This is a genomic window from Kitasatospora mediocidica KCTC 9733, from assembly GCF_000744225.1.
Lineage (GTDB): Bacteria > Actinomycetota > Actinomycetes > Streptomycetales > Streptomycetaceae > Kitasatospora > Kitasatospora mediocidica.
Genome location: NZ_JQLN01000003.1, coordinates 258,881 through 283,787, shown reverse-complemented (window position 1 = coordinate 283,787; position 24,907 = coordinate 258,881). Strand labels below are relative to the sequence as shown.

Annotated in this window: 21 protein-coding genes; 13 read left to right on the top strand and 8 right to left on the bottom strand. The window is 73.2% G+C overall.

The window, feature by feature from the left end:
- Positions 1-22: 22 nt before the first annotated feature.
- From BS80_RS06640 to BS80_RS06620, 5 genes are all read right to left on the bottom strand, one after another.
- Positions 23-967 carry an alpha/beta fold hydrolase gene (locus tag BS80_RS06640; RefSeq protein ID WP_035794210.1) on the bottom strand — a complete coding sequence of 315 codons (945 nt, stop codon included), beginning with the start codon at positions 965-967 and terminating at the stop codon, positions 23-25.
- Positions 968-1,214: 247 nt separating this feature from the next.
- On the bottom strand, positions 1,215-1,907 hold the full coding sequence (locus BS80_RS06635) for a phosphonatase-like hydrolase (protein ID WP_035794208.1): 693 nt from the start codon (positions 1,905-1,907) through the stop codon (positions 1,215-1,217).
- An 11-nt stretch (positions 1,908-1,918) separates the two neighbouring features.
- Positions 1,919-3,040: a TIGR03364 family FAD-dependent oxidoreductase gene (locus BS80_RS06630; RefSeq protein WP_035794206.1), complete on the bottom strand. Its 1,122-nt coding sequence runs from the start codon at positions 3,038-3,040 to the stop codon at positions 1,919-1,921.
- Positions 3,041-3,221: 181 nt separating this feature from the next.
- Positions 3,222-3,866, bottom strand: coding sequence for a phosphatase PAP2 family protein (locus BS80_RS06625; RefSeq protein WP_035794204.1), 645 nt, complete (start codon positions 3,864-3,866; stop codon positions 3,222-3,224).
- Positions 3,863-4,585 carry a DedA family protein gene (locus BS80_RS06620; protein WP_051966190.1) on the bottom strand — a complete coding sequence of 241 codons (723 nt, stop codon included), beginning with the start codon at positions 4,583-4,585 and terminating at the stop codon, positions 3,863-3,865. Before BS80_RS06620 ends, BS80_RS06625 begins: the two co-directional genes overlap by 4 nt.
- Positions 4,586-4,681: 96 nt before the next feature.
- On the opposite strand from BS80_RS06620, the gene BS80_RS06615 reads away from it, so the two are divergent.
- The 4 genes from BS80_RS06615 to BS80_RS06600 all read left to right on the top strand — a co-directional run bounded on the left by BS80_RS06615 (position 4,682) and on the right by BS80_RS06600 (position 8,673).
- The gene (locus BS80_RS06615; RefSeq protein ID WP_035794202.1) at positions 4,682-5,077 is read left to right on the top strand and encodes a BlaI/MecI/CopY family transcriptional regulator; all 396 of its coding nucleotides are present in this window, start codon (positions 4,682-4,684) and stop codon (positions 5,075-5,077) included.
- Entirely contained in the window at positions 5,077-6,102 is a 1,026-nt protein-coding gene (locus BS80_RS06610) for a M48 family metalloprotease (protein ID WP_063771915.1), read from the top strand. The genes BS80_RS06615 and BS80_RS06610 overlap by 1 nt, the downstream gene beginning before the upstream one ends.
- A 28-nt stretch (positions 6,103-6,130) precedes the next feature.
- On the top strand, positions 6,131-7,075 hold the full coding sequence (locus BS80_RS06605) for a carbohydrate kinase family protein (protein ID WP_157535969.1): 945 nt from the start codon (positions 6,131-6,133) through the stop codon (positions 7,073-7,075).
- Positions 7,076-7,260: 185 nt separating this feature from the next.
- Positions 7,261-8,673 carry a helix-turn-helix domain-containing protein gene (locus tag BS80_RS06600; protein WP_063771914.1) on the top strand — a complete coding sequence of 471 codons (1,413 nt, stop codon included), beginning with the start codon at positions 7,261-7,263 and terminating at the stop codon, positions 8,671-8,673.
- A 36-nt stretch (positions 8,674-8,709) separates the two neighbouring features.
- On the opposite strand, the gene BS80_RS06595 is transcribed toward BS80_RS06600, so the two are convergent.
- A complete protein-coding gene (locus tag BS80_RS06595) occupies positions 8,710-9,210 on the bottom strand; it encodes an SsgA family sporulation/cell division regulator (protein ID WP_051966188.1) in 501 nt (166 codons plus the stop codon).
- 843 nt (positions 9,211-10,053) lie between these two features.
- Here BS80_RS06595 and BS80_RS41650 point away from each other — a divergent pair.
- The 3 genes from BS80_RS41650 (at position 10,054) to BS80_RS06575 (ending at position 13,822) form a co-directional block, all read left to right on the top strand.
- Complete coding sequence (locus BS80_RS41650) at positions 10,054-10,746, top strand: hypothetical protein (RefSeq protein WP_198045469.1); 693 nt, start codon at positions 10,054-10,056, stop codon at positions 10,744-10,746.
- Between the two features lie 90 nt (positions 10,747-10,836).
- Positions 10,837-12,054: a TerD family protein gene (locus BS80_RS06580; protein ID WP_035794798.1), complete on the top strand. Its 1,218-nt coding sequence runs from the start codon at positions 10,837-10,839 to the stop codon at positions 12,052-12,054.
- A 154-nt stretch (positions 12,055-12,208) separates the two neighbouring features.
- Positions 12,209-13,822 (top strand): peptide chain release factor 3, encoded by a 1,614-nt coding sequence (locus BS80_RS06575; protein ID WP_035794196.1) that lies wholly within the window; start codon positions 12,209-12,211, stop codon positions 13,820-13,822.
- 112 nt (positions 13,823-13,934) lie between these two features.
- Here BS80_RS06575 and BS80_RS06570 read toward each other — a convergent pair whose 3' ends face one another.
- Positions 13,935-15,653 carry a translocation/assembly module TamB domain-containing protein gene (locus tag BS80_RS06570; protein ID WP_035794194.1) on the bottom strand — a complete coding sequence of 573 codons (1,719 nt, stop codon included), beginning with the start codon at positions 15,651-15,653 and terminating at the stop codon, positions 13,935-13,937.
- 151 nt (positions 15,654-15,804) lie between these two features.
- Here BS80_RS06570 and BS80_RS06565 point away from each other — a divergent pair, with 151 nt between their 5' ends.
- The 5 genes from BS80_RS06565 to BS80_RS06545 all read left to right on the top strand — a co-directional run bounded on the left by BS80_RS06565 (position 15,805) and on the right by BS80_RS06545 (position 20,768).
- A complete protein-coding gene (locus BS80_RS06565; protein WP_035794193.1) occupies positions 15,805-16,152 on the top strand; it encodes a PadR family transcriptional regulator in 348 nt (115 codons plus the stop codon).
- Positions 16,149-17,156: a hypothetical protein gene (locus BS80_RS06560; protein WP_035794191.1), complete on the top strand. Its 1,008-nt coding sequence runs from the start codon at positions 16,149-16,151 to the stop codon at positions 17,154-17,156. The genes BS80_RS06565 and BS80_RS06560 overlap by 4 nt, the downstream gene beginning before the upstream one ends.
- Before the next feature lie 125 nt (positions 17,157-17,281).
- The gene (locus tag BS80_RS06555) at positions 17,282-17,809 is read left to right on the top strand and encodes a PadR family transcriptional regulator (protein WP_035794190.1); all 528 of its coding nucleotides are present in this window, start codon (positions 17,282-17,284) and stop codon (positions 17,807-17,809) included.
- On the top strand, positions 17,806-18,507 hold the full coding sequence (locus BS80_RS06550) for an ABC transporter ATP-binding protein (RefSeq protein ID WP_035794189.1): 702 nt from the start codon (positions 17,806-17,808) through the stop codon (positions 18,505-18,507). Before BS80_RS06555 ends, BS80_RS06550 begins: the two co-directional genes overlap by 4 nt.
- On the top strand, positions 18,504-20,768 hold the full coding sequence (locus tag BS80_RS06545) for an FtsX-like permease family protein (RefSeq protein ID WP_198045453.1): 2,265 nt from the start codon (positions 18,504-18,506) through the stop codon (positions 20,766-20,768). Before BS80_RS06550 ends, BS80_RS06545 begins: the two co-directional genes overlap by 4 nt.
- A gap of 52 nt (positions 20,769-20,820) precedes the next feature.
- On the opposite strand, the gene BS80_RS37485 is transcribed toward BS80_RS06545, so the two are convergent.
- Positions 20,821-22,875: a vanadium-dependent haloperoxidase gene (locus BS80_RS37485; RefSeq protein WP_198045452.1), complete on the bottom strand. Its 2,055-nt coding sequence runs from the start codon at positions 22,873-22,875 to the stop codon at positions 20,821-20,823.
- A gap of 229 nt (positions 22,876-23,104) precedes the next feature.
- Between BS80_RS37485 and BS80_RS06535 the strand changes: the two genes are divergently transcribed.
- A complete protein-coding gene (locus BS80_RS06535; RefSeq protein WP_157535963.1) occupies positions 23,105-24,253 on the top strand; it encodes a helix-turn-helix domain-containing protein in 1,149 nt (382 codons plus the stop codon).
- The last annotated feature ends 654 nt before the right edge of the window (positions 24,254-24,907 follow it).

The window sequence follows — 24,907 nt, the reverse complement described above, 5'->3', positions numbered from 1 at the left end:
AGGGGCTCCTCGTCAACGTGGTTCAGGAGTACGGGAGCGCGGGGACCGGCCGCGTGCCGAAGTGCTCGACCGGGTTGGTGTACGGGAGTTCGTCGATCGACTGCCCGGTGCAGAAGCGGGCGAGCAGGTCCGCGAGGTCGTCGGGCCGCTCGACCGGGGCCAGGTGGTCGGACTCGGTGATGGTCAGGAAGCGCGCCTCGTGGAGCAGGGAGGCGATCTCGCGTCCCATCCCGGGGGTGCAGAGGGTGTCGTACTCCCCGGTGACCACCACGCTCGGCAGCGCGGGGATCGGCTCAGGGCGGTACCACTCGTGGCGCATCAGGCGGGTGTTGTGCTCGGCCGACATCCGCATCTGCTCGGCGTTCTGGCCGGCGATCTGCTGGTAGACGAGCCTGGCGACGGCCGCGTGCCGACGGACCGGGCCGGTGCCCGGCGGGGACATGAAGCGGTCGGTCAGCTCGCGGGCGATCGGAGCCGTCTCCCCCCGCTCGATCATGCCCGCCCAGCGCTCCATCGCCTCGGTGTAGTCGTCCGGAATGCGCGCGGTCATGCCGACCAGCGCGAGGCGCTCGACCAGGTCCGGGTAGTGCTGCAGGAAGCGCAGTCCGATCGCCCCGCCGTAGCAGACGGCCACCAGATTGACGCGCGGGATGGCGAGTTCCGTCAGCAGATGCCGAACGGTGGCGGCCAGGAAATCGATTCCGTAGCTCGCGGGCAGGAAGTCGGCACTGCCGTAACCGGGGAGATCGACGGTGATCACCGTCGCCAGCGGGCGGAGCCGCTTCTCGTAGCGCAGCCAGGAGTAGAGGTCCTGCGAGGAGCCGCCGAGGATCAGCACCGGCTCGGTGCGCGGGTCGCCCTGGTGCACCAGGCGGCACCGGTAGCGGAACCCGTCGAAGCTGAACTCCCGCTCCTCGATGCCCTGTTCACCAGCCTCCGGGGACGGCGGCCGCCCGGGAGACGGCAACGGGATCCGAGCGCCCTCCGATTCCGTAGCACTGCATGCATCAGCTGCCATGGCCTGACTCCAGAGATTCGGGGCGGGCCTACATTCTCCCGGCTCCCGAGCCGCGCGGGGCCGCGGATCCATGGCACGTCCGGGCGAACCGGCACCCCAATTATCGGAACAGATTTACGAATTGCGGTAGCTCTTGCGACCGGAGAGGCCCGGGACGGCGGTGCCAGACCACCGCCCTCCCGGGCGCCGTACAGCCCTACTGCGCCAGCACCGCGGGGAGCTCGGCGATCGACGCCAGCACGTGCGTCGCACCGTCGGCGCGCAGCCGCTCGGCGTCGTGCGCGCCGGTGAGGACACCCGCCACCACGGCGGCGCCGGCCCGCACGCCGGTCAGCATGTCGTAACCGGTGTCACCGGCCACGGCCATCTGGCGCACCGAGTCGGTCTCGGTGCGCAGCAGCGCGGTGAGCGCGAGGTCCGGGTACGGGCGGCCGCGGCCGGCGTCGGCCGGGCAGAGCGTCAGGTCGGCGATCTCCTGCCAGCCCAGCGCCTTGAGGATCTGGTCCTGGGTGGACCGGGAGAAGCCGGTGGTGAGGACCACCTTGCGGCCCTGCGCCCGCAGTTCGGCGATCGCCTCGGCCGCGCCCGGCAGTGCCTCGCAGTGCCCGGCGTCGACCAGGTCGTGGTAGGCGGCCTCGAAGGCCACATTCGCCTGCTGGGCCCGCTCCTCGGCACCGAACAGGTGCCGGAAGACGGAGATCTTGGACTCGCCCATGGTGGCCCGGACGTGCTCCAGCATGCGCTGGTGCTCGGGGCTGCCGGCCTCGACGCCCAGCGCGTCGGAGGCGGCCTGGAAGGCCCGCTCGACGAGACCGTCGTCGGCGACGGTGGTGCCGGCCATGTCCAGGACGACCAGACGGATATCAGTGTTCACAGCGGAGGTGCTCATGACGACTGCCCTTACAGGTTGATGAGTTCGGCGGTGGTTTCGGCGATCGCCGGCGAGCAGGTCATGCCGCGGCCGCCCGGGCCGGTGACCAGCCAGACGCCGTCGCGGACCTGCTCGCGGTGCACCACCCGGGTGGTGTCGGTGCACTGCGCGTACACCCCGGCCCAGCGGCGGCGGATCCGCGGCAGCGGGCGGCCGAGCAGCTCCTCGGCCACGCCGGTCAGGTGCTCGTAGGGCGCCTCGTCCACGTCGAAGGAGAACGGGTGCTCGTACTCGTGCGTGTCGCCGATGGTGAGCCCGCCGTCGCGGCGCTGGACCATCAGGAGCTGCATCTTGTGCTCGGCGGCCACCGGCGGCTGCGGCTGGGCGGCCTTCAGCTGCTCCAGGGCGTCGCCGGCGAAGGCGGGGTAGTAGCGGAAGCTGTCGCCGTCGGCGACGGCGGTGGTGAGCGGCTCGTCCAGCGGGTCGGTCTGCATCATCTGCAGCCGCACCCGGCGCACCGGGAGCTCGGGGACCAGCTCGCGGACCAGGCCGCCCAGCCAGGCGCCGGTGCAGAGCAGCACCACGTCACCGGTGTGGACCTGGCCGTGGTCGTCGCGGACCGCGTTCTCGCCGACCACCTCGCGCACCTCGCGCCCGGGCAGGAAGGTGTAGCGGCCGCTGGCCAGCAGCGCTTCGCGCAGCGCGGGCTGCGCGGTGCGCGGCTCGACGGCGCCGTCCCGCTCGCACCAGAGCGCGCCGAGCAGCTTGCCGCGCAGGGCGGGGTTGACGGCGCGCGTCTCGGCGGCGTCCAGCAGCCGGAAGCCACGGGACTCGGCGTCCTCGCGCAGCAGCGCCTGCTCGGCGACGGCGAGTTCGGCCTCGGTGCGGATCGCGGTCAGCGACCCGGCCGCGCGGAACCCCAGCGCCGGAACCCGCTCGCCGATCCGCTCCCACAGCTCACGGGCGCGCAGCGCGGTGGCCAGCTCCTCACCGCCGGAGCGCCCGCTGACCCACACCAGTCCGAAGTTGCGCACCGAGGCGCCACGCGCCTCGGCCTCGCGCTCCAGATGGACGACCTCGTGGCCGCGCTCCACGGCCTGCCAGGCGTGCATGGTCCCCAGGACGCCGGCTCCTACGACAATGACTCTCATGGCGACCAGGCTGCGTGGCCAGGGTTGCCGCCGGGTGACCGAACAGCGACGTCCAGGCCAACACTCGCCAAGTTGTACAGACAACATCGACTCAACGAGCCCCCGAAACGACCGAACCGGGCCGGTCCGCCGCAGCGGTACCGACCCGGTTCGCACCGGATGGCCAAGCAGGCCAGGCAGGTCAGCGGCTCTGCGCCACCGCGACGGCCGGACCGGCGCCCAGGAACGGGCCCAGCGCCCCACCCCGCGCCCGCTCGACCAGCGGCGCGGCGCGCCCGGCGGCCATCGCCAGCGGGATCGCGACCAGGACGCCGACCAGCATCCCGATCAGCACGTCGTGCGGGTAGTGCACGCCCACCCAGACCCGGGAGGCCCCCATCAGCACGGCGGCGACCAGCGCGACCTGGGCGAGCCGGCGGTAGGCGAACCAGAGCGCGACCGCCGCCGAGAAGGCGATCACCGTGTGGTTGCTGGGGAAGGACCAGTCACCGACGGCCGGGCAGGGGTCCAGCGACACACTGCCGGCGATCTGCTGGCAGGGCCGGACCTCGTGGACCAGGCTCTTGAGCACCGAGTTGACCAGGTAGGCGGCCACCACGACCAGCGGCGAGGCCAGCACCCGGGCCATCACCACCGAGTCGGCCGTCCTGGCCTGCCACCAGGCCCAGAGCATGAAGAGCGCGAAGAGGCCCAGGCCCACGTTGGACCAGGCCTTGACGGTCTGGTCGAGCCAGTTCGGCGCGTCGGCGGCCCAGTGCGTGACGGTGGTGTAGAGGCCGCCGTCGATGCCGCTGCCGTCGTAGGCGAGGAGCGTGCGGGCCGTCATCGGGCGTCACCGCCACCCCGGCGGTCGTGGCGGTCGGCGCGGGCCGCCTTGCGGGCGCGGAGCAATTCGAGAGCAATCGGGATCACAGAGACAACTACTACCAGACCAATGATCGGCAACAAATAAGTGTCGATACTGGGAACGGTCGAGCCGAGCACGTAGCCGGCCATCACCACGCCGACCGACCAGAGCGTGCCGCCGAGCACCTGCCAGAACGTGAAGGTCCGCACCGGCACCTCCAGGACGCCGGCCAGCGGGTTGAGCACGGTGCGCACCACCGGGATGAAGCGGGCGAGCACGATGGCCTTGCCGTGGCCGTACTTGGCCAGCAGCTCCTCGGCCCGCTCGACACCCTGATGCAGGCTCTTGCGCTTCGAGCGCTGCAACAGCGGACGGCCGCCGCGCGCGCCGATCACGTAGCCGACCTGGGCGCCGGCCAGCGCGCCGACCAGGGCCGCCGGGATCACCTGCCACAGGTGCAGCTGCGGTCCGCTGGTCGCGCCGGGGACGCAGAGCAGCCCGGCGGTGAAGAGCAGCGAGTCGCCCGGCAGGAAGAAGCCGACCAGCAGGCCGGTCTCCGCGAACAGGACGACCGCGATGCCCAGGGCACCGAAGGCGGCGAGCAGCGACGAGGCACTGAGCACGTTGACCGCGAGCTCGTGGGTCGCGAGATGGGTCGCGAGAAGGGTGGACGAGGGCAAGGTTGGCGGACCTCCCATACTGGTGGAGGCGGTCCTGCGGAAGGGCGCCCCGACCGTCTACAGTGACGTAGACGGTCTACACGACTGTAGACGACGACTGGAGGTCACGTCGACATGCAAGAAGTGCCCGCCGCGCGTCGCCCGTCCGGAGAGCTCGAGGCCCAGGTCCTCGCCGCGCTCTGGGCCGCCCACCAGCCGCTCACACCCCAGGGCGTCCAGCTCGCCCTCGGCGGCGACCTGGCCCGCACCACGATCGCCACGATCCTGGCCCGCCTGCACGACAAGGGAACCGTCGCGCGGACCCGGGCCGGCCGGGCCTACGCCTACACCCCGACCGTGCGGGACCCGGCCGGCCTCGCCGCCCGCCGGATGCGCACCGAGCTGGACCGCGAGTCGGACCGCTCGACCGTGCTGGCCCGCTTCGTCTCCGACCTCTCGGACGACGACGAACGGCTGCTGCGCGAACTGCTGGGCGAGCACCCCGACAGCCGGGAGGTCAACGGTCCGTGATGTTCGCCGTCTGGGCCCCGTTCCTGGTCCCCTTCCTCGCCGCACCCGCCGCCCGCCGGCTGGCCGAAGCCCTGCACCCGCGCGCGGCCGCCTGGGTCCTCGCCACCACGACCGTGACGATGGCCGCCGCCAGCACCGTGTCGCTGGGCCTGCTCGCGGTCGCCGGCCTGCTGCGGGTCCCCGTGGTCGCCGCCCTCGGGCACCTCTCGCTGCCCTGGCTCAGCCACGCCTCGCCGGCCGCCGAGCTGCTGGCCGGCCCGGCCGCCGCCGCCCTGCTGGCCGCCGCCGCCCTGGCGCTGCGTACCGCGCGCCTCCAGGCCGGCGAACTGCGCCAGGCCCGCGCGGCGGTCGACGGAGACGGAAGCACCGAGCCCGCCCGCGCCCCCCGGCTCCCGCTGCGCGCCCAGCTCCGCCGCGCCCTGCGCGAACTCGTCGCGCTGGACGAGCACCCCCTCGCCGTCCTGGACGACGACCGCGCCGACGCCTACGCGCTGCCCGGCCGCCCGGGCCGGATCGTCGTCACCGCCGGGATGCTGCGCGCCCTGCCGGCCCCCGAACGAGCCGCGCTGCTGGCCCACGAGCGGGCCCACCTGGCCTGCCGCCACCACCTCTTCCTGGCCGCCGCCGCCTACGCCGCGGTGATCCACCCGGCGCTGCGCCAACTGCGCACCCCGCTCGGCTTCCACCTGGAACGCTGGGCCGACGAGTGCGCGGCCCGCGCCGTCGGCGACCGGGCGGTGACCGCCCGCGCGGTCGGCCGGGCCGCGCTGGCCGCCGCCCGCGCCCCGCGCCCCTCCCGCCCGTCGCTGGCCCCGGCCGCCGCGGCCGGTCCGGTGCCACGCCGGGTCGCCGCCCTGCTCTCGCCGCACCCGCGAACCGGCGGACGGCGGCGGGCCGCGGCGGCCGTCGCACTGGCCGCCTGCCTGGCCGTCAGCACGGCCGCTACCTTGGACGCCACCACCGATCTGCACCGCTCGGTGGAGACCGCCCAGGCCTCCGCGGAGCACGCCGAACCTCGGCACTGACCAGCCCGCGCCTACCGTCCCGGGGGAACTGTTGAGCATCACCGTGCTCGGCGAGTGTGTCGCCGACGCCTTCGTGCAGCCGAGCGTGCCCGGCGAACAGGCCCTGGGCCTGCGGGTGCTTCCGGGCGGCGGCCCGGCCAACACCGCCACCGCACTGGCCCGGCTCGGCACCCGCACCCGGCTGCTCGCGCGGCTCTCGGCCGACCCGTTCGGCGCGCTCTTCCGCGAGCGGCTGACCGCCGCCGGGGTCGACCTCGCCGACTGCGTGGCGGCCGCCGAGCCGTCCACCCTGGCGATCGCCGCGCTGGACCCGCAGGGCCGGGCGGGCTACTCCTTCCACGCCGAGGGCACCGCCGACTGGCAGTGGCAACGCTCGGAGCTCGCGGCGGTCGACCTCAGCGGGACGAGCGCCGTGCACACCGGCTCACTCGCCCTGGTGCGCGCCCCGGGCGGTCGGGTGGTGGAGGACTTCCTGGTCCGCGCCGGAGCGCACGCCACCGTCTCGATCGACCCCAACCTCCGCCCGCTGCTGGTCGCCCCCGAGCGCTACCGGGAGCGGATCGCCCGCTGGTGCGCACTCGCCGACGTGCTGCGCCTCTCCTCGGACGACCTGGCCCTGCTGCGGCCCGGCACGGACCCCGAGCAGGCCTGCGACGAATGGCACGCGATGGGCGTTCCGCTGGTGGTGCTGACCCTCGGCGAGGACGGCGCACTGGCCTCGCTGGACGGCGCGCGGGTGCGGATTCCATCCGTTCGTACACGGGTCGTCGACACGGTGGGAGCCGGCGACGCGTTCACCGGCGGGCTGCTGCACCACCTGGAACACCGCGGACTACTGGGCGGCCGGCTGACCGGCCTGACCCTCGAACAGGTCGCCGAGGCCTGTCGGTTCGCAGCCAATGTAGCGGCCCTGACCTGCGCCGTAGCCGGCGCCGAAGCACCGCGCGCGGACCAACTGCCGCCGCTCGACTGACCCGCGAGCGGGCATTTCCCGACGGACCGTCAGAAACTGGTCCGGCAGAACCCGCGCGACGGGCACGGCACCCGTGCGAGGATCGCCCGCCCGGCCGCTCACGAGCACCCGTACGCTGTGGGCGACAGGGTCGCGCGGCCCTGCCCCGGCCGAGCGGGACCGGACTGCGGCGAGGGGAGCACACGATGCGGGACTCCGCACACCTGGGCCGGACCGGCGAGGTCTCGCGCGAGGCCACCGAGCAGCTGACCCGGGCGCACGAGCAGGCCGTCACCGGGAACATCCCCCGCCAGGCGCCGCGCCCCGAGATCGGCGACTCCTGGGAGCGGGTGCGCCGGCTCGGCCTGGACCCCGAACACGGCCGCACCGCCGAGCACCTGAGCACCGCCGAGGTCGAACACCGGCGCCGCTCCAGCGGACTGGACGCGGTGCTCCCGACGCTGCGCAGCACGCTGCTCGACCCGACCACCGACCTGCCGCTGATCCTCGCCGTGGCCGACTCGCAGGGCGACGTGCTCTGGCACGAGGGCCCGCGCCAACTGCGCCGCAGCGCCGACCTGATCGGCTTCATGACCGGCGGCCGCTGGGGCGAGGAGTCGGTCGGCACCAACGGCATCGGCACCGCGCTGCGCACCGGCCGGCCGCTGCGGGTGCACTCCGCCGAGCACTACGTGCGCAACCAGCACGGCTGGACCTGCGTCTCCGCCCCCGTCCGCGACCCGCGCACCGGCCGGCTGGCCGGCGTGGTCGACCTCAGCGGCCCGGCCCGCGGCGTCCACCCGCAGCTGCTGGCGCTGGCCGTGACGGCCGCCCGGCTGGCCGAGACCGAGCTGCGGGCCGGCCAGTTGGAGTCGCTGCACCGGCTGCGGACGGTCGCCGCGCCCGTGCTCGCGCAGTCCCCGAGCCCGGCCCTGGTGGTGGACCGGGACGGCTGGACCGCCGCCACCGCGGGCCTGCCGCCGGTCAACCGGCTGCGGCTGCCCACCGACGGCTGGGGCTCGGCCCCGGTGCACTGGCTGCCCTCACTCGGCGAGTGCGCCGTCGAACCGCTGGCCGACGGCTGGCTGGTGCGCCCGCTGACCGGCTCCCCCGAGGCGGTCAGCGAGCAGTCCGAGGGCGCGCGGCTGGTGCTCGACCTCAGCCGCTCGGACCGGCCCGAGCTCTTCGTGCGTGGCAGCGCGGGCAGTTGGTCGCACGCGCTCAGCCCCCGGCACGCCGAGCTGCTCCTGCTGCTGGCCACCCACCGGCCCGGCCGGACCGCCGCCGAGCTGGCGGAGGGTCTGTTCGGCGAGGCCACCCGGACGGTCACCGTGCGCGCCGAACTCTCCCGGCTGCGGCGCTACCTGGGCGGCCTGCTGGAGCACCGGCCGTACCGGTTCGCCGGGTCGGTGCAGGTCGAGGTGGTCGGGCCGGCCGACTCGTACCAGCTGCTGCCGTCCTCCTCGGCGCCCGGCATCAGGCGCCTGCGGGCCCTGCTGGACAGCGGAGCTGCACTGCTGCCCGGCTGCCGCGCGATGGGCACGGCCAGCTCCGGGGACGCGCCGGACCGGGCCGTCCCCGGCCCGCGCAGACAGCCGGACGACGCGCTGACCGCCTGAGGCCCACCGGCACCCGAGGTGTCGGAAGTCGCCGGGTCAGAAGTCGCCGAAGAGGAACTGCGACAGCTGCGCGTCGGTCGGCCCGCAGTCCGGTTCGGTCCCCTCCGGGACCTCCGCGTAGGTGCGGTCCAGCCAGTCCCTGATCCTCGGCGCGGACGCCTCCAACAGGGCGCTGCCGTACGGGGACTCCAGCGCCAGGTGCAGTGTGGCGCCGTGGCACGGGCAGTGCGCCGGCCAGAGCCGGACGTCGCCGTGCCCGGTCAGGCCGCGCAGGCCCTCGCGGAGCAACTCCCGGGAGAACACCCAGTCCACCTCGTCGGGGCGGCCGAGGTGGAAGGTGACCAGGACTTCGTAGGGCCGCTGCGGCTCGTAGCGGAACCGGGTGGGCACGGTGCCCACCTTGTCGCGCCCGAGGGCGATACGCAGGGTCAGGACGTCTTCCACCGAGGCGGCTCGGCGCGACGGCAGTGCGGACGACGCACCGGGCGTGACCGGGTGCGGGGCATGGGGACTGGCGGACAGTGGATCGCGCGGCATGGCAGATTCTCCGGGGGGAGGCGGGACCGGGCCAGCGTGCTCCGCCGCCGCCGGGGCCGCAAAGGTTGCACGGGGTTGCAACGTGGCGCCGCTCCGCGCCCGGCAGACCCCCCGCCTACCCCGTAGCATCAGACGGTACGTCAACTCTGGTGCCACGTCAGGCGGTCGGCGCGATTGGTCCGGCCGCCGGCCGTTGATCGGCTTTCGGCCACCCTGGTCACTTCCCGGCTCACCGCTGGTACTCTCGTGCCCCTGCCGATACCGGTGTGCGCGCGGGGGCGCCGACGCACCGGGTCCGACCCGTCCGGCCGGGCAGTGGCACAGCGGCAGTCACGCAGGAAGGGAGTCCGGTGGTCCACCGGGAGGGTGCCCCCGTGGTGGGGCACCGTGCGAAAGAGCAGCCGGAGCGGCACGTCCCGCACGGCAGGCACGGGCGGCCGAAGCCGCTCGGCGGGCAGTTCCGGCTGCCCGCGTTCAAGGTCTCGGGCGCGGCGATGGCGATGTCCACCGTGGTCGGGATCAGCATCGCGACCACCCTGCTGGTCAACGAGCAGCAGCGGGTCGCCGTCGACGTCCGGATAGCCGGCGCCAGCGTCACCCCGACCCCGCCCCCGCCCGGTCCCCCGCGGCCCGCCGACGGCCGTCGCGGACCGCTCGGCGCCCCCGCTCGGCGCGCACTCCCCCAGCGCGCCGGCGTCGGCCGGCCCGGGGCGCAGTGGCCCGGCGATCGCCCTGTCCGCGCCGTACCCGCCGTACGGTCCGACGGCCCCGACGGGAACCCCCTCGCCGACCCCGACGCCCTCGGCGAGTGTCACGCCGTCCCCCTCGCCGACCCCGACCGCGGTGGCCACCCCGGCACCGGGCACGGGCACGCCGGCGCCGTTCTCGCCGGGGAGCACGGTCACCCCCAGGCCGCCCACCGCGCCGACGCCGACCGCGCCACCGACCGCGCCGTACAAGCCCGGTGCGACCCAGAAGCCCACGCCGCCGCCGACCCCGAGCCCGACGCCCAGCCCGACCCAGAAGCCCACGCCGACCCCGACCCCGACGCCGACCCCGACGCCGACGCCGACGCCGGCCCCCACCCCGACGCCGGCCCCCGGCACGGACGACGCGATCACCGGCGCGGCCGGCACCATCAGCCCGGTCTCCCCCGCCGGCTCCCGCGGCGGCGCCGTCGTCGACCTCGGCATCCAGCGCACCCTCAAACTGACGGTGACCGAGCCGCTGGCCGCCGTCGAGGTCGACTTCCGGCTGGACGCCGCCGACACCGGCGCCGCCACCGCGATGGCCTGGAGCACGCTGCCCGGCGCCCGGGTGACGCTGGAACAGGAGGACGACGGCTCGGTGCTCTACCGGTTCGCCCCCGCCCCCGGCGAGGACGTCGAACCGGGCACGTACACCTTCACCGTGCAGGACGTCGGCCCGAGCGCCGTGCCCGAGCGGACCGACGGCGACAGTTGGACCGCCTCCGGCTTCGCCCCGGCCGACCCGCGCGCGGTGGCCGCCCGCGGCACCTTCACGACTGCCGCGTAGCCCGGCTGACTCCTCATCCGGGTGCTCACGGATAGGGTGGGCGTCGTACATCCGTGCCGCCCAGTTGAGGAGGACACCGTGACCACGGCCCTGACCCAGGGTGGCAACGCCCCGCTCACCGCCGCCCGGGTGACCGTCGAGGTGACGGCTCCCAAACCGCTGGACGTGTCGGGCCTGCTGCTCACCCCGGCGGGCAAGGTCCGTTCGGACGCCGACTTCGTCTTCTTCAACGCGCCGCAGGGCCCCGGCGTCACCCACCGGCCCGCCGCCGGCGGCTCCCCCGACGCGATCGTCGTGGACACCTGGGCGGTCCCCGCGGACATCGCGAAGATCGTGGTGACCGCCAGCCTGGACGAGCAGGGCGCCACCTTCGCCGGCACCGAGCCCACCGCGACCGTCCGGGACGCCGAGAGCGGCCAGGTGCTGGTCACCTTCACCCCGCCCAAGCTGACCCGCGAGACGGCGCTGGTGGTCGTCGAGATCTACCGGCGCGGCGCGGAGTGGAAGGTGCGCGCGGTCGGCCAGGGCTACGCCGACGGTCTCGCGGGCATCGCCACCGACTTCGGCGTCTCGGTCGACGAGCCCGCCGCTGCGGCGGCGGCTCCCGCCGGTTCGGCCGCCGCTGTCCCGCCGATGCCCGCCTACGCCCCGCCGGCCCCCTCGACGCCTCCGGCACCCCCTGCGCCCCCGGCGCCCGTTGCCCCGCCGGCCCAGCCCGCGGGCGGTCCGCCGAAGATCACCCTCGACAAGGGCCGGGTCTCGCTGGTCAAGGGCGGCTCGGTCTCGCTGGTGAAGAACGGCCGCCCGTTCCTCTCCTCGGTGCGGATGGGCCTGGGCTGGGAGCCCGCCCGGCGCGGCCGCAACGTCGACCTGGACGCCTCCTGCATCGCGTTCGACGCCAAGCGCGAACGCCTGGAGACCGCCTGGTTCATGAAGCTGCAGGTCTTCAACGGCTCGATCCAGCACAGCGGCGACAACCTCACCGGCGGCGGCAGCGGCGACGACGAGTCGATCACCGTGCACCTGGACGGCCTGCCGGCCGAGGTCTGCGGGCTGGTCTTCGTGGTCAACTCCTTCTCCGGCCAGAAGTTCACCGAGGTCAAGGACGCCTACTGCCGGCTGCTCGACGCGGGCACCGGCGCGGAGCTGGTGCGCTTCGACCTGACCAACGCCGAGCCGCACACCGGTGTGGTGATGTGCAAGCTGGTCCGGCAGTTCTCCGGCGAGTGGGTCATGACGGCGATCGGCGAATACGTGGACTCCAAGACCGCCCGCGGCATGGTGAAGCCCGCCGCCTCGATGCTCTGACACACGCCCTCGGGTCCGGGACGGTGAAAGCCGTCCCGGACATCTCGCCGGGCCCATTAGAATCGATCCTTGGGCCTGCGGAGAATGCACGCGGCTCAGCAGGCCCGGAGCGGCATCACCGGCCTGGTGCCGATCGGTATCCCGAGGGAACACGTTGAGCAACGAACTGTCCGCCACCACGATCCAGGTCCTCGACGAGGCCGGCCGGCGCCGCACCTTCGCCGTCATCAGCCACCCCGACGCGGGCAAGTCGACGCTCACCGAGGCGCTGGCGCTGCACGCGCACGCGATCACCTCGGCCGGCGCCGTCCACGGCAAGGGCGGCCGGCGCGGTGTGACCAGCGACTGGATGGAGCTGGAGCGCGACCGCGGCATCTCGGTGACGTCGGCGGCGCTGCAGTTCGACCACCGCGGCCACGTGATGAACCTGGTCGACACCCCCGGCCACGCCGACTTCTCCGAGGACACCTACCGGGTGCTCGCGGCCGTGGACTGCGCGATCATGCTGGTCGACGCCGCCAAGGGCCTGGAGGAGCAGACCCGCAAGCTCTTCGCGGTCTGCCGCCACCGCGGCGTCCCGGTGATCACCTTCATCAACAAGTGGGACCGCCGGGGCCGCGAGGCACTCGCGCTGCTGGACGACATCGAGACCCACCTCGGCATCACGCCGGTGCCGGTGGTCTGGCCGGTCGGCGACGCCGGCAACCTGCGCGGTCTGGTGCAGGCGGAGAACACCGGGCAGATGCTCCGCTTCACCAAGGTCCCGGCCGGCACCCACGCCGCCATCGAGGAGACGCTCACCGCCGAGCAGGCCGTCGAGGAGGAGGGCGAGACCTGGGAGAACGCCCTGATGGAGCTGGAGCTGGTGCTCTCCTCCGGCCCGGGCTACGACCAGGAGGCCTTCGAGGCCGGCAAGATCAGCCCGGTCTTCTTCGGCGCCGCGCTGACCAACATCGGCGTGAAGCTGCTGCTGGACGCCGTGGTGGACCTGGCCCCGGCCCCCGGCCCGCGCCCGCTGGCCAACGGCGGCGCCCGCGCCGTCGAGTCCGAGTTCTCCGGTCTGGTCTTCAAGATCCAGGCCAACATGGACCCGGCGCACCGCGACCGGATCGCCTTCGTCCGGGTCTGCTCGGGCGTCTTCGAGCGCGGCATGAACGTCACCCGCGCCGCCAGCGGCCGCTCGCTGACCACCAAGTACGCGCACACCGTCTTCGGCGCCGAGCGCACGGTCGTCGACACCGCCTACCCCGGCGACGTGGTCGGCCTGATCAACGCCGCGGCGCTGCGGGTCGGCGACACCCTCTACACCGGCAAGAAGGCCGAGTTCCCGCCGCTGCCGGCGTTCGCCCCCGAGTTCTTCGCGGTCGCCCGGCCCAAGGACATCAGCCGCTCCAAGCAGTTCCGCAAGGGTGTCTCCCAGCTGGACGAGGAGGGCGTGGTCCAGGTGCTGGTCTCCGACCGGCGAGGCGACCAGGCGCCGGTGATGGCGGCGGTCGGCCCGATGCAGTTCGACGTCGTCCTGCACCGGATGGAGCACGAGTTCTCCTCCCCGATCACCCTGGACCACCTCTCCTACCGGCTGGCCCGGGTGACCGACGCGGCCGGCGCCGCCGAGCTCTCCAAGGCCCGCCTGACGGACGGCGAGGTGCTGACCCGCCGCTCGGACGACGTGCTGCTCGCGCTGTTCGCCGACAAGTGGCACCTGAACGCCTTCCAGCGCGCCAAGCCGGACATCAAGCTGGAGCCGCTGATCGCCACCGCCGAGTAGCGACCGTCAGTCGCGGGCTCGCGCGCTCGCGGGTGCGAGCCCGCAGTCGCGAGCTCGCGGTCGCAGGCTCGCGGTCGCGGGCTCTCAGTTGCGGGCTCGCGGTCGCGGGCTCTCAGTTGCGGGTGAAGGTGCGGGTGGCGGCCGCGGCGATCGCGATGCCCAGCGTCCAGCCGAGCACGGTCAGCACGATCGTGACGACGGCGGGCGCACCGTGGTACTGCCAGACGTCCGCCTCGCCGAAGTGGATGACCGGGATCAGGTGGTCGGCGGTGTAGATCACCGGGTTGAACACCGAGGTGTCCTCGGCGCTGACGTGCTGCGGCCGCACCTGCCCGAAGTACACACTGCCGGCTGCCAGCAGGCCGACCGCCCAGCCGATCGCCCGCAGCGGCCGGTAGCCGTAGCCGACCAGCAGATCCAGCAGGTAGCCGGGTATCCGCCGCCCCCAGGGCAGCACGCCGCGCAGGGCGCGCTGCTTGGCCAGCAGGACCGTGCGCGCCTCCCCGTCGCTGCCCAGTGAGCGGTAGTAGCCGGCCAGTTGCTCGTACGGCTGGGCGCGGAACCCGCCGGCCGAGCCGTCGGACTGGCGGACCTGACGGCTGAGCAGCAGCGTCAGCCGCTGGCGCGCGTCGAGGTACTCGCTGAACGAGCCGTAGCTGAGACCGTCCAGGTTCAGCCGGCCCGGCCAGGAGTGGATGTCGTCGCGGATCCCGTTCTCGGCGGTGGCCGTGTGCAGGCTCAGCAGGGCGTTCGGGCTGGCCATTCCGGTCAGGTCGAGGTGCCCGGTGATCCGGGCCCCGGTCAGCCGGATGTCGCCGTCGGTGCGGAAGTCCTGTCCGAGCAGCAGGTTGCCCTCGACCACGATCCGGCCGGCCCGCAGCGCGGGCGCGCCCGGCGTCGGGCTGAGCTGCGCCCCGCGCAGGTCAAGGCCGTTGCCGAATTTCGCGCCCGGCACCCGCACCGTGCCGATCGCCCTGAAGGGCTGAGCGTCCTCGCCCGTCCCGCGCGGGCGGAAGACCGCCTCGCTGGCGACGGTGAGCGAGTCGGCGTGCAGTGCGGTGCGGCCGAGCCCGTCCAGCGTCGCGCCGTTGAGATGCAGGGAGCTGCCGATGTGCGCGCCGGGCATCCGCAGCTCGCCCTTGGTCTGCAGCCCCTGGGCCAGCAGGCTGCGGCCGAGCCGCATGCCACCGGCGTTGAGCGCCTCGCCGCCCGGCGCGGTGTTGGTCAGCTTGGCGTCGATGAACTTGGCCCGGCCGGTGATCTGCGCGTTGATCAGGGTGAACGAGCCGGTCACCCGGGCACGTTCGACGGAGAGGTTGCCCTCGATCCGGATCCCGTCGGCGTACACGGCCCGCGTGCCGCCGGTCACCACCGTGTCGTCCAGGTCCAGGGTGCCGCGCACCTGCGCGCCGTATGCGCTGATCGCGGTCAGCCGGGAGCCGCTCAGGTCGATCGACTCGGTGACGGCGCCGTCCAGGTCCACCGTCCCGTCGAAGCGGCAGCCCTGGAGCAGGAACGGGAAGGAGACCTGCCCGTGGGTGATCCGCAGTCCGCCGGTGATCCGAGCGCCGGTGAGCCGCACCACCGCCACCGCGCCGACCGCCGCCTGGCTGGCGCCGAGCAGCAGCGCCGCGAGGACCTCGCCGCGCACCGAGCGCTCGGCCGGCCAGTGGTCGGCCTGCGCCGGATCGTCCAGCGCGGGGTCGCCGACCCGCAGGTCGACCAACTCGCCCTGCGGGAAGGCTCGCCAGAGCCGGCGTTCGGTGGCGGTGAGCGTGCCGAGGCGGCGCGGCACGTCGAGGGAGCTGAAGAGAGCGGCAGTACGACCCATACCGATCATCCTGCCGCAGCAGCTGCCGGTCCGTCAGCCCTTCGAGCCCGCTCACGCATCGGCTACAGGTCCACACCGCCTGACGATTCTGACGCACCTTCATATGCCGATCCATTGTCAGCATATGCCGATGAGCGATATATATAGCCCTATGACAGAACGCTCCATGCAGGAGCCGACGCTGCTCCTGCTCACCGCACTGGCCGATGCCCCGCGGCACGGCTACGCCCTGATCGAGGAGATCGCCACGATCTCCCAGGACCGGGTCAGGATGCGCACCGGCACGCTCTACAGCGCGCTGGACCGGCTGCTCCAGCAGGGCAGGATCCGCATCGAGCGGGACGAGGTGATCGACGGCCGCGCCCGCCGGACCTACGCCCTCGCCGACGCCGGACGCGCCACGCTGGCCGCCGAGGCCGACCGGCTGCGCGCCATGGTCGCCGAGGCCGACCGTCGCCTGTCCGTCATCCGTCCCATGACCAGGGGGGCCCTCGCATGAACACCGCTACCACCGGACCGAGTTCGCCACGCGGCCTGCGCCTGGCACTGGCGCTCTACCCCGCGGCCTACCGGGCCGAGCGCGGCGCCGAGATCGCCGCCGTCCACGCGGACAGCACGGCCGGCGCCGGCCCGCTCACCGTGGCGCGCGAGACCTTAGGTGTCGCCGCGTACGGCCTGCGCGTGCGCACCGGCCTCACCCCCGGGCGCACCGCGGGCGCGCTGCTCGCCGCCGTCGCACCGCTGGCCGTCGCCGCCGGCGCCGGGCAGGCACTGCCCACGCTCTTCTGGTTCGCACAGCATTGGGGCAGTGGCCAGGGCGGCCTGGGTGACCGCGGGTCGCTGCGTGAACTCAGTGTCGCCTCGGGGATCACCGCCGTCCTCTGGCTGATGGTCGCGGCCGCCGCCCTGGTCGGCCGGTGGACGGCCGCCCGGATCCTGACGGTTCTCGCCGCCGTCGGCGCGCTCAGCCAGTGGCTGGTCTTCCAGTACCGGGTGCTGGATGGGGACTTCGGCCGCTCCATGCCACTGGACCTCCACAGCCTCATCGCGATGGCCGGCCCGCCCGTCCTGTGGGCGCTGCTCGTGATCGCCGCCCCGAGGGAACTGCTCGACACCCCGTCCGCACACCGCCCGCAGGAGCTCGTCGCACCCCTGCTGGTCACCACCGCGTTCGCCCTCCTGCACAGCGAACTGTCCGACCAGAGCGTCCTCCTCCTGCAGCAGCTGATCTGGCCGATCGCGCTACCGCTCTTCCTGCTCGCGCTGCTCGCGCTGCGCTGGGGCCGCCTGCTGCCCGCCGCGGTCGGACTCACCGCCCTGCCGGCGGCTCTGCTGCTCGGTGTGACCAGTACCCGGCTGAGCTGGATGCGCTCCGGCATGGGCCCGCTCGGCGGATTCGTCGGCGCCGCGCTGCTGGCGGTCCTGGTCCTGGCCGTCACCGTCCGCTTCCTGCCGCAGACCCCGGAGGGGTCGGCGCGCCTGGGAGGCGTCGGTACCGAGTAGCCCCTCCCTCTCGTCCGTCCGTTCGCAGGCCGGGCGGCAGCCTCCCGCTGCCGCCCGGCCTGCGGCCTTTCCGGTGCTACGCAGGGTATAGACGAAGAGTATACGCTCAGAGTATTGTCCCCCTCATGAGCGTTCCTCTTACCCTGCTCGGCCTGCTCGAACGCGAGCCCAGCCACGGCTACGACCTCAAACGCGACTACGACGCGTTCTTCGGCAAGGGCAAGCCGCTGCCCTTCGGCCAGGTCTACGCGACCCTCGGCCGACTGGCCCGCGACGGCAAGGTGGTGGTCGGCGACGTCGAGCCAGGCTCCGGCCCCGACCGCAAGCGCTACGTCATCACCGACACCGGCGCGACCGAGTTCGAGAGCTGGCTCGTCGAGCCCGTCGAAGCCGAACCGCACCTGCAGACCCTGCTGTTCACCAAGGTCGTGCTCGCCCTGATGCTCGGCCGCGACGCCGAGGCCTACCTCGACACCCAGCGTGCCGCCCACCTCCAGCGGATGCGCGAACTGACCGCCGTCAAGCGCGACGGCGGCCTGGTGGACGCTCTGCTCGCCGACCACGGCCTGTTCCACCTCGAATCCGACCTCCGCTGGATCGACCTGACCGCAGCCCGACTCGACGCCCTGGCAGCAGAGGTGGCCCGCCCGTGAACTCCTCCGAGACCCACCCGCTGATCGAGGCGCGTGACATCACCCTGTCGTTCGGTCAGACGCCCGCACTGCGCGGCGCCGAATTAGCCGTCCAACGCGGTGAGGTCCTCGCCATCATGGGCCCCAGCGGCTCCGGCAAGTCGACCCTGCTGCACTGCCTGGCCGGGATCCTCACCCCCGACTCCGGAGAGGTGTGGTTCGACGGCCGCCGGATCGACGCCCTGGGCGAGAACGCCCGCAGCACCCTGCGCCGGGACCGCTTCGGCTTCGTCTTCCAGTTCGGCCAGCTGGTACCCGAGTTGACGGCCGAGGAGAACGTCGCCCTGCCGCTGCTGCTCGGCGGCGTCCGCCGGGCACCCGCCCTGGAACAGGCCCGGGCCTGGTTCGAGCGCCTGGGCCTGGACGGGCTGGAACAGCGCCGGTCCGGGGAGCTCTCCGGCGGCCAGGCGCAGCGCGTCGCCCTCGCCCGCGGCCTGGTCGCGAGCCCCGAGGTGCTCTTCGCCGACGAGCCGACCGGCGCACTCGACTCGCTCACCGGCGAACAGGTGATGTCCCTGCTGGTGGCCGCCGCCCGCGAACAGGGCACCACCGTCATCCTGGTCACCCACGAACCCCGCGTCGCCGCCTACGCCGACCGCGAGGTCATCGTCCGCGACGGAACCGTGAAGTCCCTCGTCGCCGGCCGGCTCGCCTCGTGACCGGCCTCGGCAGGGTCCGCCTCGACATGGTCCGCCTCGGGCTGCGCCTCACCGTCAGCGGCGGCCGTGAGGCCATCGCCCGGCTGCTCATCACCGCGGCCGCCGTGGCGCTGGGCGTCGGCATGCTGCTGACCACCCTGGCGGCCGTCAACGCCACCAACGCCCAGAACTCCCGCTACGCCTGGCTCAACAGCGGTGTCGACAGCCGGCCCCAGGTCGCCGGGGTCGACCCGCTGTGGTGGCAGATCCGCGGCGGATACGTCCACGGCAAGACCCTCGGCCGCGTCGATGTCGCCGCCACCGGGCCGCACGCTCCCGTCCCCCCGGGCATCCCGCGGCTGCCCGGTCCCGGCGAGTACTACACCTCACCGGGGCTCGACAAGCTGCTCGCCACCACCCCCGCCGCCGAGCTCGCCGACAGCTTCCCCGGGCACCGGATCGGCACCATCGCGGCCTCGGGCCTGCCGGCCCCGGACACCCTGATCGTCATCGTCGGCCACACCCCCGAGCAGCTGGCGCAGGCCCCCCAAGCCCGGCAGATCACCAGCATCGCGACCACCTCGCCCAGCAGCTGCACGGACTGCGTGGTGGGCATGAACGCCGACAGCATCGACCTCATCCTCTCGGTCGTCGCCGGCGCGCTGACCTTCCCGGTGCTCATCCTGATCGGCACGGCCACCCGCCTCTCCGCGACCCGCCGCGAGCAGCGCTTCGCCGCGATGCGGCTGGTCGGCGCGACGCCCCGGCAGATCTCGGTCGTCTCGGCCGTCGAGTCGACCGTCGCCTCGATCGCCGGCGTCGCCGTCGGTTTCGTCCTCTACTTCCTGCTCAGCCCGTCCGTGGCAGCGCTGTCGCTGACCGGCAGCCCGTTCTTCGTCGACGACCTGTCGCTCAACCCCGCCGACACGCTGCTCGTGGCCTTCGGCGTGCCCGCCGCAAGTGCGGTGGCGGCCCGGCTGGCGCTGCGCCGCGTGCAGATCTCCCCGCTCGGCGTCACCCGGCGGGTCACCCCCAAGCCGCCACAGGCCTACCGGGTGATCCCGCTCGTCCTGGGCATCGCCGAACTGGCCTACTTCGTCGGCCGGCGCCCGGCGACCACCGCCGGCCAGACCCAGGCGTTCCTGTCCGGGTTCCTGCTGATCATGGCCGGACTGATCGTCGCCGGCCCCTGGCTGACCATGACCGGCTCGCGCCTGATGGCCCGGCGCACCGACAACCCCGCCGTCCTGATCGCCGGCCGCCGCCTCTCGGACAACCCGAAGGCCGGTTTCCGCGCCGTCAGCGGGCTCATCCTCGCCCTCTTCGTCACCAGCGCGACCCTCGGCGTGATCACCACGATGACCGACGAACGCAGCATTCCCCCGGACGGCCCGGCCCTCAGCAACGTCCTGACCGAGGACTTCGCCAACGGCTGGTCCGACTCCGGCGCACTGCGCGGCGGCCACGCCGCGCCCTCGGACGCCCTGGTGGCGCAGCTACGGTCGATACCGGGGATCAGCAGCGTCACCGAGCTCCACACCAATCCGCTCGGCACCCTTGTCCCCCACGCGGACGGACACAAGCAGGGCGCCCTCGCCTCCTGCGCCCAGCTCGCCGGTCTGCCGGGCTTCGGCCACTGCGCCCCCGGCGCCGTCGTGGCAACCGTCGACCCGTACGTCAACGGCTACGAGCAGCGCGACGCGGTCTGGCCGGCCGCCGACCTCTCCCCCGAACGCCTGCAGAGCCTCCCGGTCGTGACGATCGCCGTGGGTACGGACGGCTCCACCGCCGCGATCGAGCGGGCCCGCACCGCCCTTACCGCCGCCTACCCCGGCGAACGTCTGCCCAGCACCATGGGCGAGGAACTCTCCAGCCGTGGCGCGGAACTCACCGGCTACCAGCAGCTCGCCGACGTCGTGGTCCTCGCGACCTTCCCGATCGCCGGCTGCAGCCTCGCCGTCAGCATCGCCGGTGGCCTGTCCGAACGCAAGCGCCCCTTCAGCCTGTTGCGCCTCACCGGCGTCCCGCTGCGCCTGCTGCGCCGCGTCGTCCTGTTGGAGAGCGTGGTCCCGCTCCTCATCGTCGCCGCCCTGGCCATCGGAACCGGCTTTCTCGCCGCCCATCTCTTCCTCAAGGCCCAACTCGGCTACTCCCTGCACTTCCCAGGCCCCGCGTACTACGTCACCACCCTCGCCGGCCTGGTCGCCTCCATCGGCATCATCAGCGCCACCCTCCCTTCGCTGAAACGCCTCACCGGCCCGGAAACCGCCCGCAACGAATAGCCTGTCACGCCCCGGCGCACACCTGCGCCGGGGCGTGAGGGGTTTCGGGCGGCTAGCGGAGGGTGACCACCGAGGCCATCCACTGGTGTGTGGCGGTGCCGGTGGCGGCGTAACTGCCGGTCGCCGAAACGATCTGGTAGGCCGTGGCCAACTGGTCCTCGGAGACGAACAGGGTCGGCTGCGCGGTGAAGCCGGCACCCCAGGTCGCGTTCTCGCCGCCCTGGACCCCGGCCACGCCGAAGACGAGCTCGGCGGCGGCCGAGGTCGTCGCGGTGGCACCGGAGCTGAACGGGGTACCGGCCGCGCCGGTGGCCGAGACGCTCTGGTCGACGGCGGTGACGCCGCTGAACTCCTGGACCGAGACGTGGTGTTCGCCGGTGCTCGGGTAGGTCAGCGAGATGGTGTCCGAGCCGCTCAGCGGCTTGACGCCCACCGAGGCCAGCACCAGCGTGCGGTCTCCGGCGCCGTCCGTACGGTCGCTCGGCGCGACGGCGGTGTAGACGTTGCCCTGCGAGTCGGTCGCGGTGACCGTGCCGGACTTGGTGTTGGTCAGCATCACCGAGACCAGCAACGTGTCACCGGCGCGGACCGCCTGGCCGACCGGCAGGGTCAGGCTCGTCCCACTGGCGGCCGCCGCGGCGGTGGCCACCGAGCCCTGGTAGCCGATCGAGCCGCCCGCCTTCAGCGCGGTGCGGTACGCGTTGTCGCCGACCGAGTAGCCCGCGTTCAGCCCCTGCTCGGTGTCCCAGCGGTAGTGCACGCCCAGGTAGAGGCGGCTGAAACCGTCCTCGACGGCGGCGGCGGTGATGCTGGTGAAGCTGCGGGTGATGGAGTCCGACAGCTGCGGGTCCTGGGTGTGGGCGGTGAAGGCGACGTTGTCGCCGAAGTAGTCGCGCAGCACACCGGCCCAGGCCCCGGCGAAGGTCGCGTGCCCGGAGACGTACGAGGGGAACGGCGGGGTGAAGCGCGTGCCGTCGGCCCCCAGGGACAGCGGCTGCCAGTACGGGTCCGGGGTCAGCGCGGGATTGCTGGTGGGGTCGGCGTTCTGGATCGCGGTGACGGGCCGCCACAGCTGGATGGGCGTGTCGTACTTGGCGTCCCACGCGGCGATCCCGGCATCGGCCATGCCGAACCCGACCAGGGCGAACAGCCGTGCGTTGGCGAACTCCCCCAGCCCCCGCGCCTGGGAGATGGCCGCGGTGGTCTCGAACAGCTGCCCCGGGGGCTTGTAGGTGCCGGGGGTGATCAGCGTGTCCTGGTTGGGTCCGCAGTCCGGACCGCGGTCGTTCGCCCAGAACTGGGCCTGCTGGGTCTGGTCGTGCGTACGCTGCCCGTTGGCCTCGGCGTCGACCGAACCGACCCGCTGGACCTCGTTCACATTGGCCGCGTACTCCGGACTGGCCAGCAGCGCCGTGTACGAGGTGTAGCCGGCCGGCAGCGGGGGCTGGAACTGAGCACCGGTGGTCATCGTGAACGGCTTCAGCTTGCCCCAGTTCGGGGTCGCCGCCGACCACTTGGTGTCAGTGGGCCGCCACTCGCCCGGTATCGCGTTGACGGTGTACGTGGTGTCGAAGGCCGGCGCGTCCCCGGAGCGGGCGGCGATCATCGCCAGAGCCGCCTGCTGTCCCACCCATTTGCCGTCGGCGATCGCCTGGGCCGACACCGAAGCGGGGATGGAACCGAGCTCGGTGTTCAGCGCCGTTTCGATCGGCTGGTAGAAGGCCGCCGGCTGGCCGGGGAACGCCGCGACCAGGGTGTCGTGGGCCGCGTAGTCGATCGCCACCTCGGCGTTGGCGTCCGCGGCAGCGGCGATCCGGCCGAGGTAGAAGCCGTAGGCGGGATTGGCGCCGCCGGACACGGAGTTGTCCGCATCCCAGATCGCGCCCTGCATCATCGCCCCGGCGCGCGCCAGCGGCCCGGGGGCGCCGTACTCGCCGCAGACCTCCTTGAACCTGTCCCGCAGGACCTGGTTCCAGTCGAGCACATGGTCGTGGGTGGCGGCGGTGGCCGCGTAGACGGGGGTCAGGGGAACTCCGAAACCGACGAGGGCGACCAGGGAGGCGGTCGCGCCTCCCCAACGCGCGGAACGGCGGTGCATTCTGGACATGGGCATGGGACTCCTCGGTGCACGGGATCGGGGGACGCGTCACCGGCCCGTTCGGGTCCGCTCCTCTTCGCAGCTCTTCCCTCCTCGGGCCGGTCCGCTGTCGTACTATTCGCTGGCTCGGGGCGTCCAACCATGACCTTGGACAGTCCCGGACAACCATGGACACCGGGAACCGGGGGGCAGCGCAGTGTCCGAGACCGCACCGACTGAAGGCTGTCCGGATCCGGCCGTGGCACGGACGCCCGGGGAGTACCGCGAGGCGCTACGAGCGCTGAAGCTCACCCGGGGCCGCTCCTTACGGGACCTCCAACGCCTCACCGGGTTACCGCGCAGCACCATCGCCCACGCGCTGAACCCCGGCCGTCCGCAGCTTCCGCCACTGGACCGGGTCATGGCGCTGCTCCGGGCCCTGGGGTCGGGAGAGGCCGAGCTGCAGTCCTGGACGACGGCGTGGACCCGCATCCAGCTGGCCACCTCCCGCCCGAGCACGCCGGACCGGCGCGAGCCTCCTGCCGCCCCTCCCCTCTCCGCCCTCCCCGCCCCTTCTCCCCCGCGGCGGGTCCGACGACTACTCACCCACGCCGTCGCACTGGCCCTGGGCCTCCTCCTCGGCATCGGCGGCACCCTGGCACTCACCGGTCCCCGCGTCCTGCTCGGCTACCCGACCGACCCGACCGGCTGTCCCTCCGGCGTCGAGGCCGCGCCCCCGGGCTCCCACCTCCCCCAGGACCCGGAGGTCCCGCCGGCCGCACCCGGCTCCCCGCAGCCCACCTGGATCTCCCGCCCCGCCTCCGACGCCGAGATCAACTCAGGCACGGAGGTCGTCCTGCCGGTCATCCACGAGGTGCCCGCCGGGGACACGCTGATCGTCAGCGTCATGCTGACCAGCACCTGCGTCGGCCAGGTACGCGCCACTGACACCCAGGGCGACACCTTCCAGATCGCCGACGACATCACCGACGCCTCCCGCCACCGCACCCTGATCCTCGCGTCCCTCCACGTCAGAACCCTGAACACCGCCGACCAGATCACCCTCAGCTACCCGCACTCCAGCAAGTACCACGTCACCGTCGACGACTACCGAGGCGTCACCGCCCTGGCCGGACACGCCGAAAGCTACGGTCCCTTCGGCGGCACCGCCTTCACCACCGCCTCACAGCAACTCTCCTGCCGCCCCGGCGACCTCATGATCACCGCAATCGGCACCAACACCGGCACCGCCCCCGACCTCACCACCGGCTGGACGCTCCTCCCCGTCCTCAAACTCTCCTCCTACCGCCTCACCACCGCCTACCGCATCGCCACCACCCACGAACCCTGCGCCGCAACGGGAACCACCACCGCCGAGTGGTCCGCCCTCCTGATCACCCTCCGCTGAGCCGCCATCACCTCCCACCAACTCAACCCGGACCGTCTTCCCCGAGGGCGCCCGCGACACGGTCCCCCACCTGTCCGCCAGAGCCTCCACGATCACCAACCCCCTCCCCGACTCCCGCTCTCCTCCCCCCTCCCTTCACCGGCCATCGCTCCCCCTTGCGTCCGACACCTCGATCCGCACCACGTCCGGGGAGTCCGCCCCGCTTCACGACAGCGATCCGCAGGAGGAAGTCCCTCCCCCGCAAATGACCGTGCATGACCGACCGCATTCGCCGCCAACTCCGCAACCACCACCACCGAGTTCTGCAACACCTCTCCACCCTCCTCCCACCCCCAGCCCGTCAACTGCCGGGTGACGGCAAGTCAGGCCAACCGCGCGCCACGCCGGGTGGAGGCGAACAAGGCGGTGAACTGCTGGGAGCCGCCGGCTGATCAGGCAAAGTGATTTCGGAGGTCATTTCACCGAGCGTGGCCGACTCGTCGTCCGCTGGCCAGCAGGTGATCCGGTGCGGAACGCGGCTGTACGGCTGCGGACGGTTGCCCGTCCGCCCCGGCGGCGGTAACCACGCACGGTGCAGTCGAAGCATCAGGTGATCCTGCGATATCCCAATCGCAGCCGATGCGGGAAGAAAAGCTGGACCGCATCTTAGAAACT